The sequence below is a fragment of the Curtobacterium sp. RIT-PI-V genome (assembly GCF_025642935.1).
Taxonomy (GTDB): domain Bacteria; phylum Actinomycetota; class Actinomycetes; order Actinomycetales; family Microbacteriaceae; genus Curtobacterium.
Genome location: NZ_JANZKM010000004.1, coordinates 84,894 through 100,870, shown reverse-complemented (window position 1 = coordinate 100,870; position 15,977 = coordinate 84,894). Strand labels below are relative to the sequence as shown.

Here is a 15,977-nt window from a genome sequence, read left to right as displayed (position 1 = left end):
CGGTGCGGGGTCGGTAGGTTCGGACCATGCGCGACTTCCGCTCGATCGTCACCCTCGCGATCATCTTCCTCGGTCTGGGCTTCCTGCTCACCGCCGGTGGTTCGGTCTGGACGATCCTCACCCCGGACGGCACCGGCGTGAACTTCGCCGCGGGGTTCATGTACATGGGCGGCATGGTCGTCGGTACCGCCGGGATCGCACTCGGGGTCGCCGCGCTCGTGGCCGTCGCCCGGGCGGCGAAGCGCTTCGGCCGCTAACCGGCGAGCGCCTCGGCAGCAGCACCCCACCCGGTGGGGTCGTCCCCCGGCGGGATGAACAGCATCGTGTTCCAGAGCACCAGGACGTCCCACCACGCGAGCTCGTCGGCAGTGAGCGCGCTCACCGAGCGGTAGCCGTCGAGCAGCTGCCGATGGACGGCCTCGGGGACCGGCCCCCAGTCGTGGAAGAGCGTCCCGAGCAGGACGGCCGACCGCGCCAGTTCGACGATGCGGTGGTCGCGGCGCAGGTCCTCGAAGTCGATGACGGCGACGACGTCCGCGTCGGCGCACAGGACGTTCGCCGCCCGGTAGTCCCCGTGCACGATCTGGACCGGCAGGTCGTCGGACGGCGCGGCCGTCAGCAACCGTCGCAGCGCCACCCGGGCACGGTCCGGCACGTTCGTCGTCGCACCCTCGAGCCAGTCCTCGACCTGCTGCAGGAGCGGGGCCGGCGGCGGGCGCACACCGGCTGCGCGCGCCCGATCGGGGCTGTCGCGCAGGGCGTCGTGGAAGTGGGCCAGCGTCGCACCGGCCGCGCGGACCTGTGCCGGTTCACGGACGTCCAGCAGTGTTCCGCTGATGACGTGCTGGAGCCCCATCGAGACTCCGTCGTCCTCGACCTGCACCCGTCCGTCGGGCGTCGGCACCGGGGCGGAAACAGGCAGGCCGCGCTCCGCGAGCCACGTCGTGAGGTCCGCCGCGAACGCCAAGCGCTCGAACCCCTCCGGCGCGATCGACCACTTCAGGAGCATCCGGCCGCCAGCGGTCGAGACCCAGGCGAGCGCGTTGTGGTCGCTCATCACGATGCGCTCGCAGGTATCGGCGCGCACACCCCACCGCCGCTCGAGCGTCCGGACGACCCAGGCGTCCGCAGCGGCGGCGTCCGTGAAGCCGAAGCGGTCGCGCAGGACACGGGCTGCGTCGCCCCGTTCCCACAGCAGCTCGAGTGTCATCAGCCCACCCTCGCAGGTCGCGCTACCATCCGGTACCGGTCCACGCACGGAAGCGAGTCGCCATGACCTCCCAGAGCACTCGGGTCCTGCACGTGATGTGCACGGTGTTCCTGTTGGGCGCCTTCCTGTCGGTCGGGATCGGTGGGTGGTCGCTCGCGAACGACACCGGGGGCGGTGCGAACATCGGCGGCGGCATCCTGATGCTGTTCGGCTACCTGCTCGGTCTGATCGGGATCGCGCTCGGCGTCGCCACGCTCGTCGTCGCCACCGTGTCGCGGCGACGGTCACGCACGCGCAGCTGACGCCTCAGCGGCGGCGGGTGCGGAGCCGCTGCACGCCCACCCATCCGGCGACCGCGAAGCAGCCGAGCGCGAGGACGTACGAGACGAGCAGGTCGGCCCATGCGCGCGGGTTGATCGATCCGTCGGGCAGCCGCTCCTGGAGTTGGAACGACGTCGGGAACAGCCAGTAGGACGTCGCGTAGACGGTCAGCCCCAGCCCGACGACGAGCGAGCCGACGATGATCCACCGCGCGGTGGACCGCTCGAGGCTCATGCGGTCGCCGCCTTGCCGGGACGCCGTGACGCCGACCGTGGCGGGTTCGCACGGAGGTGCTCGCTGATGCGCCCGAGGATCCGGGCGAGGTCACTCGCGTCCCCGTCCGTGATCGGCGCGAACAGGAGTCCGTGCACGGTGCCGATGTGGCCGGGGAACACGTCGGCGAGGACCTCGCGCCCGACGTCGGTGATCGTGACGACGGTGCTGCGTTCGTCGTCCGGCGACGGGGACCTCGTGACGAGGCCGCGCTGTTCGAGCAGTTGCGCTTGGTAGGTCAGCCCGCTGCGGCTGTAGACGACGCCGTCGGCGAGGTCCGTCATCCGCTGGCGGCCGTCGGCGGTGTCACCGAGGCGCGCGAGGAGCTGGAACTGGACGTAACTCAACCCACCGACGTCGCGGAGCTGCTTCTCGACCGCGGGGCGCAGGAGCGCACTCACCTCGGTCAGCGCGAAGTAGGCGCCGAGCTGTGTCGGGGTCAGTGCGGTGGGGGTTTCGCTCATACGAGCATCCTACCTGTTGCTTCGAGTTCGAAGCAGTGCTAGCGTCTCCGACAAGCGCTTCGAATTCGAAGCAAACAGGAGAGGGCATCATCATGAAGGCAGTGCAGTTCCACGAAGTCGGCGGACCCGAGGTCCTCCAGTACGGCGAGGTCGAGCAGCCGACCCCGGCAGCAGGACAGGTGCGACTGCGCGTCGCGGCGTCCGCGTACAACGCTGCGGACAACGGCATGCGGGCCGGCTTCCTGCCGATCCCGATCCAGCTGCCGCATGTCCCCGGCTACGACGTCTCCGGCACGGTCGACGCGATCGGCGAGGGCGTGACTGGTCTGACCGCGGGCGACGCGGTCATCGCGTTCCTGCCGATGGACCGCGACGGCGGGGCAGCCGAGTACGTCATCGCACCGGCGGACGCCGTGGTCGCAGCGCCGACGAGCATCCCACTGGCCGACGCGGCCGCGCTGCCGTCCGTCGCGCTGACCGCCTGGCAGGCCCTGTTCGACGACGGCCGGCTCACCGCCGGACAGCGGCTGCTCGTCGTGGGTGCCGGCGGGGTCGTCGGCAAGTACGCCGTCCAGCTCGCCAAGCGCGCCGGAGCACACGTCATCGCGACCGCCAGCCCACGCAGTGCCGACGCCGTGCGCACGGCCGGTGCCGACCACGTCATCGACCACACCGACACCGACCTGCTCGATGCCCTCGACGGTCAGGTCGACGTCCTGCTCAACCTGGCGCCGATCGAGCCCGAGCAGTTCGCGGCGGACGTCGCAGCGGTCCGTGACGGCGGAGTCGTCGTGAGCACGACGGCGTTCATGGCCACGCCGGGTGACGAGTCCCGAGGCGTTCGTGCAGCGACCGTGTTCGTCCTGCCGAACCGCGAACGCCTGATGGAGCTCGTCGCGCTGGTGGACGCCGGGGCCCTGACGGTCGAGGTCACGCGGCGCATCCCGCTCGCCGAGCTCCCCGCACTGCACGCCGAGGGCGCAGCCGGGAGGATCGCCGGCAAGGTCATCGTCCTGCCCTGACCTGACCCGGATCACCGGAGCGGCCAGTGCGACGGGCGGTCCAGGTCGCCGGGCAGCACCGTGGACGCATCGCCCTGGGCAGCGTTCACCTGGGGTTGGGTCAAGAACAGCGCGTTCGACAGGTCCGCTCCCCCGAGCCGGGTGTCGCGCAGGTCCGCCCCGAGCAGGTCGACACCCGACAGGTCGCATCCCCGCAGGTCCGCGGCGATCAGGACCGCACCGCGCAGATCGGCGCCGACCAGGACGCGAGATCGCAGGTCGCGGCCGGCCAGGTCGGTCGATGGGTGCAGGTCACCGGCCGCGTCGCCGGCGGTGGGGTACCCACCTCGAGCCTCCGCGCTGACGTCGATCAGGACGGAACGGACCCCGGACCGGAGCGACTCGACGTTCACCGCGAGGACGCCGGCCAACTCGCCGTCGAGGATCTGCTGGATGCGGAGCCGGAGCCCGGTCGGTGCGTCCGCGCTTCCCAGAGCGGTCGAGCGGGACCCCGCCTCGGCCAGGTACCAGAGCATCTCGTGGAGCTGCCGGGCGACCGCGAAGGCCCGGAACACCTGCGGCTTCGAGTCCGGCCGGTCGACCGAACTCGTGCCGTCGAAGCAATCGGTGGTGGTGCCCCCGCGGAGGCGGTGCAGCACAGGACGGAGCAGTCACCGCAGGCAGCGCGGAGCACCGAGCGGTCGCCGGTCGACGTGATCACCCGGTCTCACCCGTGGCCCAGAAGTAGGTCAGCGGGGAACCGTTGACCAGGTGGTCGCCGATCACCCGTTGCTGGAACACCACCGGGTTGTGCGACGACAGGGTCCGCGCGTTCCGCCAGTGCCGATCGAGGGATTTGTCCCGGTCGGTGGCGCTGGCCCCGCCGACCTCGAAGAGCGTGGTCGCCGCCCGGAGCACGATCTCGACCACCACTGCCTGGAGGGCGATCGTCCGGAGTTCGGCCGCATCGATCAGCGCGTCGGCTCCGTCATCACCGGACTCGATCGCGCCGTGCGCAGCGTCGATGGCCCCGGCGGCGTCCAGGACGAGGGCCTCGGCGGCGATCGCGTCCGATGCGATGCGGCCGACGACGGACTGCACGAGCGGGTCCGTGGCCGCGGTCGCCCCGACTCCGTGCTGGTAGTGCCGGGTCCGTGACCGTACGAACGATGCGGCGTCGCGGGCGGCCGCGGCGCCGACCCCGGCGAGCGACGCCAGCAGCACGGTCTGCAGGAACGCCGGCAACACGGTTCGCCGCTCCGTACGCTCGGGTCGGAGCTGCCAGAGCTCCACACGGACGCCGTCGAACTTCGTCGTGCCACTGCCGGTCAGCCGCTGCCCGAAGCCGTTCCAATCGTCGCGGACCTCCACATCGGGGTCGTCGACCCGCACGGTGACCCCGACGGTGTGCCCGTCCGGTGTGCGCGCGGAGACGGTCGTCCAGTCGGCGAAGATCGTGCCGGTGCTGTAGTGCTTCTCACCGTGCAGGCGCCAGCCGTCGCCGTCGGGCACGATGTGCGTCGACAGGGATCCGACCGCGGCAGTCGAGCGCTCGTGGCTGGCGTTGCCGAAGACCTCGCCCGCGGCGATGCGGGTGAACCACTCGTCACGGCGGACGACGTCGGGTTCGAGCAGCAGTTCCTCGACGAACGCGAAGTGCGCGCGGAGCAGCTGCGGGATGTTCGAGTCGGCCTCTGCGAGACGGATGAGCAGCGCGAAGAGGTCGGTCGCCGACGCACCCGCGCCGCCGGAGGACGTCGGCACCGTCACGGCAGTGAAGCCCGAATCCGCCAGCCACCTGACCGGTTCGTGCGGCAGGGAACGGCTCTGCTCGCGCTCCACCGCCCCGGCCGCGATCCGCTCGAACACCGGCGCGAAGCGCTCCAGCAGGGAGGTGGGGGTGGGCAGTGTCGTGGTGGTCATGACTCCTCCTGGAGGTTCCGGTGGGCGCTGACGCCCGGGATCGCGTCGAGCAACCCCTGCGTGTACGGGTCGCGCGGCGAGCGGAACACCTGGTCGGCCGTTCCCTCCTCGACGACACGACCGTCGCGCAGCACGAGCACGCGATCGCTGACGTGGTGGATCACACCGAGGTCGTGCGAGATGAAGAGCGCAGCGGTTCCGTACTCCTGTCGGATGTCGGCGAGCAGGTCGAGCACCTGCGCCTGGACGGACACGTCGAGCGCGCTGACGGCCTCGTCGAGGACGAGCACGTCTGGATCGGTGGCGAGCGCGCGGGCGATGGCGACGCGCTGTCGCTGGCCGCCGGACAGCGTCGATGGGTGCCGGCGTGCGATGGACGGGTCGAGTCCAACGCCGGTGAGCAGCTCCTCCGTGCGAGCGGTGTCGGAACGACCGTCCTCGGGTGTGCCACGGGCGGCTCGCGCCCCGGTGAGCGCCGAACGGATCAGCTCACCCACGCTGCGGCGAGGGTCGAACGACGACAGGGGGTCCTGCGACACCGTTGCGATCCGCGGTCGATCACCGCGACGAGCACGCTCCGACAGTGCCGACCAGGGCCGTCCCTCCAACGTGACGGAGCCCGAGGACGGCGGGGTCAGCGCGAGGGCGATGGCAGCCGTCGTGGACTTCCCGGAGCCGGACTCCCCCACGATCCCGAGCGTCTCCCCTGCGCGCAGGTCGAACGACACGTCGTCGACCACGGTCCGGACGACCCGGTCGGGGCCGCGGTAGCGCTTGCTGACGTGCGAGACGGAGAGCACCACCGATCCGACGACGGGCACCGGCCGCGAGGCCGGCCGTGGCGCGAGGGTTGCACGGGGAGCGTCGGACAACCGTGTGCCCGGCGCGTGCGCTGCGGGGATCGCCGAGAGCAGCCGCTTCGTGTACGGGTCCTGCGGGTCGCCGAGGACTGCGCCGACCGACCCCTGCTCGACGACGACACCGTGCTGCATCACCACGACGTCGTCCGCGAGCCGTTCGACGACGCCGAGGTCGTGGCTGATGAGCACGAGCCCGGTCCCGCCTGCACGGAGCTCGTCGAGGAGCGCGAGGATCTGCGCCTGCACGGTGGTGTCGAGCGCCGTCGTCGGCTCGTCGGCGATGAGCACCGCGGGGTCGAGGGCGATCGCCGCGGCGATGAGCGCGCGCTGCCGGAGCCCGCCGGACAGTTCCGACGGCAGCTGCCGCGCACGCAACGACGGCGACGGGATCCCGACGCGCTCGAGCAGCGAGAGCACCTGCCGTTCGCGCTCCGCCCGCGGTCCGACGCCGTGCACCCGGAGCGCGTCGGCGACGGACGCCCCGACCTTCCGGAGTGGATCGAGCGAGACGAGGGCGTCCTGCAGCACGTACCCGGCCTCCTTCCCGCGCACCTTCCGCCACGAGCCGTCGGACAGGTCGCGCAGGTCGCGTCCGCCGAGCGACAGCGTCGAGGCCGTGGTCGTCGACGTCGGACCGTTCAGCCCGAGCAGCGACCGGGCCGTGACGCTCTTGCCGGAGCCGGACTCACCGACGATCGCGACGCAGCGTCCGGCCTCGAGCGTGAAGGAGACGTCCTGCACGACAGTGCGGCCGCCGAAGGCGACGGAGAGACCTCGGACGTCGACGACGGGATCGTCGCCACCACGGAACGGGACGGACGCCGTGGCGGACGTGAGCTGCGATGCGGTGGTCACCGGGGGCCTCCAGGCTGGGTCAGGGTCTGCAGGGCGCGACCGACGGCGGTCAACGACAGCGCGAGCAGGACGATCACGACGCCCGGCCAGAAGTCGAGCCACCACGCCTGCTGCAGGTAGTTCCGGCCGGCGTTGAGCATCGCGCCCCACTCCGGGGCGGGCGGCTGCACGCCCATGCCGAGGAACCCGAGCGCGGACGCCCAGACGATCGCCTGCCCGATACCAAGCGTGACGAGCACGGTGAGCGGCCGGAAGGCGTTGGGCAGCAGCGTCCGGAACAGCACGTGCGCCGAGGAGTGCCCGAGCGCGCGTTCTGCCTGCACGTACGCGGCCCCGCGGACCGCGAGCACCTGCCCCCGCACCATCCGGGCGTACCCCGGGATCGTCGCGATGCCGACGGCCAGGATCTGTGTCCCGGCGCTCGACCCGAAGACGGCGATGAGGATGAGCGCGAGCAGGATGCCCGGGAACGCGTAGAGCACCTCGATGACACGCGTCACCACGGCGTCGACCGCTCGGCCGCCGAGTCCGCCGAGGACGCCGAGGAGGACGGCACCGGCGAGGCCGAGCGCGGTCGCGCCGACCCCGATCAGGACCGACTGACCGGCCCCGTGCACGACGCGCGAGTAGACGTCCCGCCCGGACTGGTCGGTCCCGAAGACGTGCTGCGCACTGGGTGCGTCGAAGCTCTTGCCCAGGTCGATGGCGAGCGGGTCCTGTGGTGCGAGCAGGGACGGCCAGAGGGCTGCCACCGCGACGAGCGCGATGAAGGCGGCGGCCGCCCAGAACGAGACGCGGCGCAACGGGTGGGAGGCTCGGCGCACCTTGCGGACGCCGGCCTCAGCCGGTACCGGGTCGGGTTGCAGGGCGCGGGGTTCGCTGGGTGCGATCGTTGCGGTGGTCATGCTGCGGCTCCCGTCGTGCGGCGCAGTCGTGGGTCGATGACGACGTACGCGATGTCGGTGAGGATGTTCGCCACGACGTAGACGAGCGCGACGACGAAGGTGATGCCGATGACGAGCGGCAAGTCCTGCGCGCTCACGGCCGTGACCAGGACCTGCCCGATGCCCTGGCGGGCGAAGACGACCTCGGCGATGACGGCGCCGGAGACGAGCGAGCCGAGGCCCCAGCCGGACAGCGTCACCCCGGGGAGCGCCGCGTGCCGGAGCACGTACTTCCCACGGATGGCGCGCTCGGACAGACCACGACTGCGGGCGGAGAGGACGAACGGCTGCTGCTGCTTGTCCTCGAACTCGTCGCGGGTGACCTGGCCGAGGAACCCAGCGAGCGGGATCGCCAGCGTCAGGGCGGGCAGGACGATGCCGAGCGGACCGGAGCCGATGACCGGGAACCAGTGCAGCTGCACGGCGAACACGAGCAGCAGCACGAGACCGAGCCAGAACTGCGGGAGGCCAGCAGCGACGGTCTCGACGGCGGAGCCAAGACGTCCGACGATGCCCGGGCGTCCGGCGGTCAGGAGCGTCGAGGTGATCGAGAGCAGCCAGGCGATGACGAGCGCGGACACCGTCAGCGCCAGGGTCGGGCCGATCTGCCCCGCGATGACGCTCGTGACGGACTGCTTCAGCGTGTAGGACTCCCCGAAGTCGAGCCGGAACAGCCCGCCGAGGAAGTCGCCGTACTGCGCGATGAGGGGCCGGTCGAAGCCGTACTGCTCGGTGACCGCGGCGACCGCTTCCTTCGTCGGGTGGGCCGCAGCGCCACCGAGGATCGCGACGGCGGGGTCGCCCGGCACGGCGTGCTCGAGGAAGAACACGATGGTGCCGACGGCGAGGAGCAGGACCACCCCCTCCACGATGCGCCGTGTGACTCGGATGACCATCACTTGCCTCCGTCGATCAGGTAGGCGTCGGAGAGGACGGGTTCGCCCTCGCTGGGTTCGATCCACACGCCGCCGACGCGTTCGGAGATGCCGAGGCGGGTCTGGATCGGGTAGAGCGGCAGCGTCCAGGCCTTCGACGACAGCCGCTCCTGGGCCGCGGCGTAGTACTTCGCTTGCGCAGCCGGTTCGGTGGTCGCCGTGCCCGCGACGAGCAGCCGGTCGAGCTCGTCGTCGTACGCGAACGCCGAGTTCTGCCCGTTGTCGACGTCGTAGGTCGCCTTCGAGTACTTGATGTACATGACGTGCGGGGTCGGGCTGTTCCAGTAGTTCCCGAGCAGGTCGTACGCCTTCGGGTTGCCCCACACCGCGTTCATCGACGACGAGTCGAGCGCCTGCAGCACGACCTTGACCCCGACGCGCTTCTCCATCGCCTGGATGTCCTGCAGGATCGTGACGTCGGCCGGCGGGGTCTCCGCGGAGTCCGCGTTGTACGGCAGCTTCACCGTAAGCGTCTCGCCGTCCTTCGTCCGGTAGCCGTCCGCGTCGCGTCCGGTCCAGCCGGCCTTGTCGAGGAGCCGCTTCGCCTCGGCCGGGTCGTAGGGGAAGGGCTCGTGGTACGCCGCGTCGTAGTGCGGCGTCCCCGAGGAGACGTTGTTGCCCTCGTAGGGGAACACGCCGTTGTAGGCGCTCTCCACGGCTTCCTTCGCGTCCGACGCGTGCACGAACGCCTTCCGCACCCGGACGTCGCTGAACACCGTGCTCTTCGTGTTGATGTCGAGGCTGAACGGTGCCCCTGAGTGCACGAACGACTGCAGCTCGATCGAGGGGTCCGACTTCGCCAGGCCCTCGCTCTCCGGCGGCACGTTGAAGATCACGTCCGCCTCGCCCGAACTGAGCGCGCCGTACCGGGTGGTGTTGTCCTTGAGGAACTTCCACGTGATGCCGTCCAGGTACGCGGGTCCCTGGTGCTTCGCGTCCGCCGGAGCACTGTTGTACGCGCCGTTCCGGACGAGTTCGACGTCCCGCTCGTGGTTCCACTCCGCCACCTTGAACGGCCCCGTCCCGACCGGCGACTCGCAGTTCGCGGCGAGCCCCCGTGCCATGGCCTTCGGTGACTCCATGCCGAAGAACGCCTGCGACAACGCGGCGAGGAGCGGGGAGTACGGCCGCTTCAAGGACACCCGGACGACGTGGTCGCTGATCGCGGTGGCCTTGTCGAAGTACCCCGTCAGGTACAGCAGATCGGTCGAGGACTGGGTCGCCGGGTCGAGGATCTGGGTGAAGTTGTCCACCACGGCCTGGGCGTCGAACGGGGTGCCGTCGGTGAACTCCACGCCCTGCTTCAGGGTGAAGTCGTACTGCTTGCCGTTGTCCGAGATCGTCCAGCTGGACGCGAGCCACGGCTGCACGCTGCCGTCCTCCTGCAGCGACACGAGCGAGTCCAGGTACTGCCTGGCGATGTAGGTCTGCGGCATGTCCCCGGAGTTGTGCGGGTCGAGGCAGGTCGGTTCGCGGTCCGTGGCGTACACGAGCGTGCCGCCGCGGACCGGGCCCCGGTCGCGGCCCGCGCCGGTCGACCCGTCGGCGCAGCCGGCGAGCAGCGTCACGACGGCGACGACCGAGGCCGCGACCACGAACGGTCGGAGTGAGAGACGAACCATGGGGAAGGACGGTACGGCTGGCGTTCCGTCGGCCGCGAGCGCCGGGCAACACTCCGCAACGGACGGACATCCGGCGTCACACCTGGTCCGCTCTGTGCCGTCGGATGACGTCGCCGCGCACGTAGCACTCCGTCACGAACACCGGGGATCCGGCGTCGGTTCCTACGCTCGGGGGATGCCGAAACGTCTGCTCCTCAACGTGTTCGAGATGAACTGCGTCGGCCACATCACCCACGGGCTGTGGCGCCTGCCCGCCAACAACCGGCACCGCTACACGGACATCCGCTACTGGACCGAGCTGGCGCGCACCGCCGAGGCCGGGCAGTTCGACGCGGTGTTCATCGCCGACGTCCTCGGGGCCTACGACGTGTACGGCGGCTCCGCGGCACCGGCGCTGCGCGAGGGCTTGCAGATCCCGAACAACGACCCGATGCTCGTGGTCCCGGCGATGGCGGCCGTGACGGAGCACCTCGGCTTCGGCATCACCTTCTCGACCAGCTACGAGCCACCGTTCGCGTTCGCGCGACGGATGTCGACACTCGATCACCTGACCAACGGCCGCGTCGGCTGGAACGTCGTCACGAGCTACCTCCCGAACGCGGCCCGCAACTTCGGCCTGGCGACCGAGATCCCGCACGACACCCGGTACGAGATCGCTGACGAGTACCTCGAGGTGCTGTACCAGCTGTGGGAGGGCTCCTGGGAGGACGGCGCCGTCCTGCGGGACGCCGAACGCGGGATGTACACCGACCCCGCGAAGGTCCACCCGATCGACCACGTCGGTACGCACTTCCGGGTCGCCGGGCCGCACCTGTCCGAGCCGTCGCCGCAGCGCACCCCGACCCTGTTCCTGGCGACCGGTTCGCCGGCCGGCATCGCCCGCGCGGGCCGGCACGCCGAGGTCGTCTTCACCGGCGGGCACGGCGTCGAGCGCACCGCTGACGCCGTCCGGGCCGCCGCCGAGTCAGCGGGCCGTGAGCGTGACGACGTCAAGTTCGTGACGCAGGCCGCCGTGATCACCGCGCCGACGCAGCGCGACGTGGACGACAAGGTCGCCCAGTACCGCGCGTTCCAGAGCGAGGAAGGCCCCCTCATCCACGGGAGCGTGCCCTTCGATGCCCTCGCGCACCCGCGTGGCCGCACCGTCCGGGACGCACTCGAGGCCGAAGGGGTGGAGGGCGGCGAGCGGCTGGTCGGCCGCGTTGCCCTGGACCAGACCGTGGGAGAGCTCCTGGACCGGGTGAACGAGGCATGGCACGGCGCCTTCTGGGCCGCCGGTGTCCCCGAGGCCGTCACCGAACAGATCGAAGGCTGGCTGGACGACGACGGGATCGACGGCATCAACCTGCGGCAGTACCACTCGTTCGACACCGTGCGCGACTTCGCGACCCACGTCACCCCATTGCTGCGGGAACGCGGCCGACTGCCCGAGCGGTACACCGACGGCGAGACGCTTCGCCAGCGCGTTCAGGGCGGCGGGCCGTCACGACTGCCGAGCCGCCACCCTGCGGCACGGCACCGCCGCGGAGTCGACGCCCGAGCCTGATCGCCGGGCGCATCGGCGTTCCGCCCGTCCGCAGTCCCGACGCGTACGGTGCACATGTGACCAGAACCCACCCGGCAAGACCGCACCGCCTCGTGCTGATCGCCGCCGCCGGCGTGCTGGTGATCGGCGTCGTGCTCCTGTTCACCCCGTGGGACGGGCTGGTCCCCGTGCTCGCCTGGGTGCTGATCGTGGCGTCCATCGCCCTCGGCGCGATCACCCTGTTCTTCTCACGCGCACCCCGCAGCTGAGCGCGCCGCCACGCGACAGGCACCCCGTCAGGACCGCGGCACGAGACCGTGCTCGTAGGCGAAGATCACCGCGTGCACCCGGTCACGCAGCCCGAGCTTGCCGAACACCCGCCCGACGTGCGTCTTGACCGTGGACTCGCTCGTCACCAGGTGTGCGGCGATCTCGGGGTTCGACAGCCCGCGGGCCATCGCGAGCAACACGTCGCGCTCCCGCGGGGTCAGGGGCTCCAGCGGGTCCGGACCCACCGGCCGATCGTTGGGGAGCACGGAACCGAACAGCTCGAGCATCCGCCGCGTCACCCGCGGTGAGACCGCGGCCTCGCCCGCTGCCACGGACCGGACGGCGTCGAGGAGCTGCGCGGCGCTGACGTCCTTGAGCAGGAACCCGCTCGCCCCGGCACGCAGGCCGCCGAACGCGTACTCGTCCAGGTCGAAGGTCGTCAGCACGAGCACCCGGGTCTCGGGGACCTGTTCGACGATCGCTGCCGTCGCCGTGACGCCGTCGACGTGGGGCATCCGGACGTCCATCAACACGACGTCCGGACGCAGGGCACGAACGAGGCGCACGCCCGCACCGCCGTCGCCGGCCTCACCGACGACCTCGATGTCGGGTTGTGCCTCGAGCAGCAGCCGGAACCCGGTCCGGATGAGTTGCTGGTCGTCGACGATCGCGACGCGGATCACCGGTCCTCCGTCCTGACCGGGATCGTCGCCCGGATCTGCCAACCGTCGGTGCCGTCGCGGGAGCCCGCGCGCACCTGCCCACCCAGCGCGCGGATGCGCTCCTCGATCCCGATGAGCCCTCGACCCGACCCCGTCGTGGCGTGCGCCGACCCGTCGGGCCGAGTCGGGCCTCCTGTCCGTCCGTCGTCGGTGACGACCACGGTGACCTCGGTGGCGGACGCGGCCACCTGTACGTCCACCGATCGGACGTGCTGCGCGTGCCGGGCGGTGTTGGTGAGGCCCTCCTGCACGACCCGGTACACGGCGAGCTGCAGGGCGTCGTCCTCGGGGACGACGCCGACGCGTTCGAGGGCGACGGGCGTGCCCAGCGCACGGAACCGGTCGACGAGCTGCGGGACGTCGTGGACGCCCGGCTGCGGCGCGAGCGCGGGTTCACCGTCGCCGCCGAGCACCCCGAGCATGCGGCGCATGTCGCCCATCGCGCCACGGCCGACGTCGGCGACTCCGCGCATGGCCGCGGTGGCTGCGGACTCGCCCCCACCGGACGACGCCCCGGCGGGAGACCCAGCGGACGCCCCGGCCGCCGCACCCTCGGCCAGCCGCACCATCACCGTGAGCGAGTGGGACACGATGTCGTGCATCTCGCGCGCGATCCTGGCCCGTTCCGCGGCGGTGACGAGCTGCGCCTGCTGGTCGCGCTCCCGGGCCAGCTGGTGCGCGCGGTCGATCAGCGCCTGCGTGTAGCGACGGCGGTTCGACACGTTGACCCCGATCAGGACCGCTGCCAGCAGGAACGTCGTGGGCTGCGGGTACAGGATGTCCGCGAGTCCTCCGGACCCCGGCGCGACCACCCAGACGCGCAGCGCCGTCGCCCCCGCGGCCAGCACGACGGCGACCGCGGCCGTCCACCACCCGGCGGCACGCGACCACCACACGGTCGCGGCGTATACCGTGAACAGCGCCGGGGAGTAGCCCGCTTCCGTCCAGGTCATGGCGACGACGGACGCGAGCCCGAGCACCGCCGTCGCCGCGGGGTGCGTGCGCCGGAGCGGGATGCCGGAGACGGCGATCAGCACGAGGACGACGACGGTGACCCGCGCAGCGGTGCTGCCGTCGACCTGCCACGTGCTCCGCAGCGCGACGGCCACCTCGATCGCACCCCAGAAGACGATGAGCAACGCGTCGGTCATGACCGGGTGGCGCGCCCAGAACCGCCGGAGCCGGCCGGGTGCATCGGGCAGGGCGATGCCCCCGGCACCGTCCTGGACGGCGCCGGGGTCGAGGTCGGCAGGGGTCACGCGTCCCGCTTCTCGACCAGGGCGAGCGCCGTCACCGAGGCGACGACCACCCAGGCCAGCAGCACCGCGAATCCGCTCCATCCCCCCAAGGCTAGGACGCCGTCGTGCCACCCCGACGTCACCTCGGTGCCGAACTGCATGAGCGGCTGCCCGGCGTTCTGCGGCAGCAGGTTGGTCAGCGTGCCGAGCCACTCCGCTCCCGTGAACGACTGCACCAGCTGCACCACGACCGGGGCGACGAGCATCAGCCCGAGCACACCCGCGATCGCCCCGGCGGTGGAACGCAGGACCGCACCGACCGCGAAGGCGAGCAGGGCGATGAGCGTCAGGTAGACGGAGGCGCCGAGCAACGGCATCGCGACGCTCGCGTCCAGCGACGCCTCGACGTTCCGCCCCGCGGCGATGGGCAGCGTGATGAACGCAGTGGCCCAGACGCTCACGGCACTCGTGACGAAGACGGCCACGGCGAGGACGATCGCCTTCGCCGCCAGCGCGACCGACCGCCGTGGGACCGCTGCGAACGACGAGCGGATCATGCCGGTGCCGTACTCGCCGGTGACGACGAGGGCGCCGATCACCGCGACGACGAGGACCGAGAGCATCGTTCCGCTCGTGCTGTACTGCACCAGGGCGTTCCGCGCCGCGTCGCCGGTGAGCCCCTGCCCGCCGGTGTCCGCGAAGGCCGCCAGGAGCACGCCGATGCCGATCGGCAGGACGAACAGCAGCAGGAAGCTCCACGCCGTCGACCGCAGCGAGCGGAGCTTGATCCACTCCGAGCGCAGGACGCCGGAGAAGTGGATACCGGCTCCGTCGTGCCGCGGCAGGGTGGTGCTCGTGACCGCGCTCACCGGGCCACCTCCGATCGGTACTCGACCTGGTCGTGCGTGAGTTCGAGGTAGGCCTGCTCCAGGCTCGCCTCGGTGGTGGCGAGCTGGTGCAGGACGATGCCGGCAGCACCCGCTGCCTCGCCGATCTGCTCGGCACTGAGGCCACGGACCTGCAGCGCCCCGTCTCCCTCGTACCCGATGGTGACGTCCGGTCCGGCGATCGCGTCGAGGAGCCGCTCGGGCTCCGGCGTCCGCACGGTGACCGACCGCTCCGTGGCGGCGGCGACCAGGTCCGCGATGTCCGTGTCCGCGAGCACCCGGCCGCGACCCATCACGACGATGCGGTCGGCGGTCAGCGCCATCTCGCTCATCAGGTGGCTCGAGATGAACACTGCACGTCCCTCGGCAGCCAGGCTGCGGGCGAGCCGACGCACCCACACGACGCCCTCGGGGTCGAGGCCGTTGACGGGCTCGTCGAGGATCAGCGTCTGCGGATCGCCGAGCAGTGCCGCCGCGATCCCGAGCCGCTGTCCCATGCCGAGCGAGAACCCGCCGACGCGCTTCTTCGCGACGTTCTCGAGACCGGTCATCCCGATGACCTCGTGCACACGGGCCGTCGGGATCCGGTGCGTCGCGGCGAGCGCCGACAGGTGGTCGAACGCGCTGCGTCCCTTGTGGACCGCCTTCGCCTCGAGCAGCGCCCCGACGCGGCGGAGCGGGTCGCGCAGCTCGCGGTAGGGGCGTCCGTCGACGTGGGCGGTGCCCGAGGTCGGCCGGTCCAGTCCGACGACGGCGCGCATCGTGGTGGACTTGCCTGCGCCGTTCGGACCGAGGAAGCCGGTGACGACGCCGGGACGCACCGTGAAGGACACGTCGTCGACGGCGACCTTCTCGCCGTAGCGCTTGGTGAGGTTCTGGATCTCGATCATGCGGCAACGGTACGGAGACGACCGGGTCCGCCACATC

The 15,977-nt window shown here is 71.4% G+C and carries 18 protein-coding genes; 5 read left to right on the top strand and 13 right to left on the bottom strand.

Going from position 1 to position 15,977, the window contains the following annotated elements:
- Nucleotides 1-26: 26 nt before the first annotated feature.
- Entirely contained in the window at nucleotides 27-257 is a 231-nt protein-coding gene (locus tag OGL88_RS04760) for a hypothetical protein (RefSeq protein ID WP_263090114.1), read from the top strand.
- On the opposite strand, the gene OGL88_RS04755 is transcribed toward OGL88_RS04760, so the two are convergent.
- Complete coding sequence (locus OGL88_RS04755) at nucleotides 254-1,210, bottom strand: phosphotransferase (protein ID WP_263090112.1); 957 nt, start codon at nucleotides 1,208-1,210, stop codon at nucleotides 254-256. The genes OGL88_RS04760 and OGL88_RS04755 overlap by 4 nt on opposite strands.
- Nucleotides 1,211-1,272: 62 nt before the next feature.
- Between OGL88_RS04755 and OGL88_RS04750 the strand changes: the two genes are divergently transcribed.
- On the top strand, nucleotides 1,273-1,512 hold the full coding sequence (locus OGL88_RS04750; RefSeq protein ID WP_132099936.1) for a hypothetical protein: 240 nt from the start codon (nucleotides 1,273-1,275) through the stop codon (nucleotides 1,510-1,512).
- A 4-nt stretch (nucleotides 1,513-1,516) separates the two neighbouring features.
- Here the strand turns inward: OGL88_RS04750 and OGL88_RS04745 are convergent, their stop codons facing one another.
- On the bottom strand, nucleotides 1,517-1,765 hold the full coding sequence (locus tag OGL88_RS04745) for a hypothetical protein (protein WP_263090107.1): 249 nt from the start codon (nucleotides 1,763-1,765) through the stop codon (nucleotides 1,517-1,519).
- Nucleotides 1,762-2,268: a MarR family winged helix-turn-helix transcriptional regulator gene (locus OGL88_RS04740; protein WP_263090105.1), complete on the bottom strand. Its 507-nt coding sequence runs from the start codon at nucleotides 2,266-2,268 to the stop codon at nucleotides 1,762-1,764. The genes OGL88_RS04745 and OGL88_RS04740 overlap by 4 nt, the downstream gene beginning before the upstream one ends.
- Nucleotides 2,269-2,360: 92 nt before the next feature.
- Here OGL88_RS04740 and OGL88_RS04735 point away from each other — a divergent pair, with 92 nt between their 5' ends.
- Complete coding sequence (locus OGL88_RS04735; RefSeq protein WP_263090103.1) at nucleotides 2,361-3,290, top strand: NADP-dependent oxidoreductase; 930 nt, start codon at nucleotides 2,361-2,363, stop codon at nucleotides 3,288-3,290.
- A gap of 11 nt (nucleotides 3,291-3,301) precedes the next feature.
- Here the strand turns inward: OGL88_RS04735 and OGL88_RS04730 are convergent, their stop codons facing one another.
- From OGL88_RS04730 to OGL88_RS04705, 6 genes are read right to left on the bottom strand one after another with little or no spacing between them, the layout of a single operon-like run.
- Nucleotides 3,302-3,928, bottom strand: coding sequence for a pentapeptide repeat-containing protein (locus tag OGL88_RS04730; protein ID WP_263090100.1), 627 nt, complete (start codon nucleotides 3,926-3,928; stop codon nucleotides 3,302-3,304).
- 58 nt (nucleotides 3,929-3,986) lie between these two features.
- Nucleotides 3,987-5,192: an acyl-CoA dehydrogenase family protein gene (locus OGL88_RS04725; RefSeq protein ID WP_263090098.1), complete on the bottom strand. Its 1,206-nt coding sequence runs from the start codon at nucleotides 5,190-5,192 to the stop codon at nucleotides 3,987-3,989.
- Nucleotides 5,189-6,907 carry a dipeptide ABC transporter ATP-binding protein gene (locus tag OGL88_RS04720; protein WP_263090096.1) on the bottom strand — a complete coding sequence of 573 codons (1,719 nt, stop codon included), beginning with the start codon at nucleotides 6,905-6,907 and terminating at the stop codon, nucleotides 5,189-5,191. Before OGL88_RS04720 ends, OGL88_RS04725 begins: the two co-directional genes overlap by 4 nt.
- Nucleotides 6,904-7,812: an ABC transporter permease gene (locus OGL88_RS04715; RefSeq protein ID WP_263090093.1), complete on the bottom strand. Its 909-nt coding sequence runs from the start codon at nucleotides 7,810-7,812 to the stop codon at nucleotides 6,904-6,906. Before OGL88_RS04715 ends, OGL88_RS04720 begins: the two co-directional genes overlap by 4 nt.
- Entirely contained in the window at nucleotides 7,809-8,747 is a 939-nt protein-coding gene (locus OGL88_RS04710; protein WP_263090091.1) for an ABC transporter permease, read from the bottom strand. Before OGL88_RS04710 ends, OGL88_RS04715 begins: the two co-directional genes overlap by 4 nt.
- Nucleotides 8,747-10,408 (bottom strand): ABC transporter substrate-binding protein, encoded by a 1,662-nt coding sequence (locus tag OGL88_RS04705; RefSeq protein WP_263090089.1) that lies wholly within the window; start codon nucleotides 10,406-10,408, stop codon nucleotides 8,747-8,749. The genes OGL88_RS04710 and OGL88_RS04705 overlap by 1 nt, the downstream gene beginning before the upstream one ends.
- Before the next feature lie 175 nt (nucleotides 10,409-10,583).
- Here OGL88_RS04705 and OGL88_RS04700 point away from each other — a divergent pair, with 175 nt between their 5' ends.
- The gene (locus OGL88_RS04700) at nucleotides 10,584-11,954 is read left to right on the top strand and encodes an NtaA/DmoA family FMN-dependent monooxygenase (protein WP_263090087.1); all 1,371 of its coding nucleotides are present in this window, start codon (nucleotides 10,584-10,586) and stop codon (nucleotides 11,952-11,954) included.
- A gap of 56 nt (nucleotides 11,955-12,010) precedes the next feature.
- Nucleotides 12,011-12,202 carry a hypothetical protein gene (locus OGL88_RS04695; RefSeq protein ID WP_205462960.1) on the top strand — a complete coding sequence of 64 codons (192 nt, stop codon included), beginning with the start codon at nucleotides 12,011-12,013 and terminating at the stop codon, nucleotides 12,200-12,202.
- 27 nt (nucleotides 12,203-12,229) lie between these two features.
- Here OGL88_RS04695 and OGL88_RS04690 read toward each other — a convergent pair whose 3' ends face one another.
- Genes OGL88_RS04690 through OGL88_RS04675 form a run of 4 tightly spaced genes read right to left on the bottom strand, consistent with a single transcriptional unit; the run spans nucleotide 12,230 to nucleotide 15,940 of the window.
- On the bottom strand, nucleotides 12,230-12,886 hold the full coding sequence (locus tag OGL88_RS04690; RefSeq protein WP_263090085.1) for a response regulator: 657 nt from the start codon (nucleotides 12,884-12,886) through the stop codon (nucleotides 12,230-12,232).
- On the bottom strand, nucleotides 12,883-14,184 hold the full coding sequence (locus OGL88_RS04685; RefSeq protein ID WP_263090082.1) for a sensor histidine kinase: 1,302 nt from the start codon (nucleotides 14,182-14,184) through the stop codon (nucleotides 12,883-12,885). The genes OGL88_RS04690 and OGL88_RS04685 overlap by 4 nt, the downstream gene beginning before the upstream one ends.
- Complete coding sequence (locus OGL88_RS04680) at nucleotides 14,181-15,032, bottom strand: ABC transporter permease (protein ID WP_263090080.1); 852 nt, start codon at nucleotides 15,030-15,032, stop codon at nucleotides 14,181-14,183. The genes OGL88_RS04685 and OGL88_RS04680 overlap by 4 nt, the downstream gene beginning before the upstream one ends.
- Nucleotides 15,029-15,940 (bottom strand): ABC transporter ATP-binding protein, encoded by a 912-nt coding sequence (locus tag OGL88_RS04675; protein ID WP_263090079.1) that lies wholly within the window; start codon nucleotides 15,938-15,940, stop codon nucleotides 15,029-15,031. Before OGL88_RS04675 ends, OGL88_RS04680 begins: the two co-directional genes overlap by 4 nt.
- Nucleotides 15,941-15,977: the final 37 nt, after the last annotated feature.

Coding starts and splice junctions, on each gene's coding strand:
- OGL88_RS04760 (WP_263090114.1), top strand. CDS start 27: ATGCGCGACTTCCGCTCGATCGTCACCCTCGCGATCATCTTCCTCGGT.
- OGL88_RS04755 (WP_263090112.1), bottom strand. CDS start 1,210: ATGACACTCGAGCTGCTGTGGGAACGGGGCGACGCAGCCCGTGTCCTG.
- OGL88_RS04750 (WP_132099936.1), top strand. CDS start 1,273: ATGACCTCCCAGAGCACTCGGGTCCTGCACGTGATGTGCACGGTGTTC.
- OGL88_RS04745 (WP_263090107.1), bottom strand. CDS start 1,765: ATGAGCCTCGAGCGGTCCACCGCGCGGTGGATCATCGTCGGCTCGCTC.
- OGL88_RS04740 (WP_263090105.1), bottom strand. CDS start 2,268: ATGAGCGAAACCCCCACCGCACTGACCCCGACACAGCTCGGCGCCTAC.
- OGL88_RS04735 (WP_263090103.1), top strand. CDS start 2,361: ATGAAGGCAGTGCAGTTCCACGAAGTCGGCGGACCCGAGGTCCTCCAG.
- OGL88_RS04725 (WP_263090098.1), bottom strand. CDS start 5,192: ATGACCACCACGACACTGCCCACCCCCACCTCCCTGCTGGAGCGCTTC.
- OGL88_RS04715 (WP_263090093.1), bottom strand. CDS start 7,812: ATGACCACCGCAACGATCGCACCCAGCGAACCCCGCGCCCTGCAACCC.
- OGL88_RS04710 (WP_263090091.1), bottom strand. CDS start 8,747: ATGGTCATCCGAGTCACACGGCGCATCGTGGAGGGGGTGGTCCTGCTC.
- OGL88_RS04705 (WP_263090089.1), bottom strand. CDS start 10,408: ATGGTTCGTCTCTCACTCCGACCGTTCGTGGTCGCGGCCTCGGTCGTC.
- OGL88_RS04700 (WP_263090087.1), top strand. CDS start 10,584: ATGCCGAAACGTCTGCTCCTCAACGTGTTCGAGATGAACTGCGTCGGC.
- OGL88_RS04675 (WP_263090079.1), bottom strand. CDS start 15,940: ATGATCGAGATCCAGAACCTCACCAAGCGCTACGGCGAGAAGGTCGCC.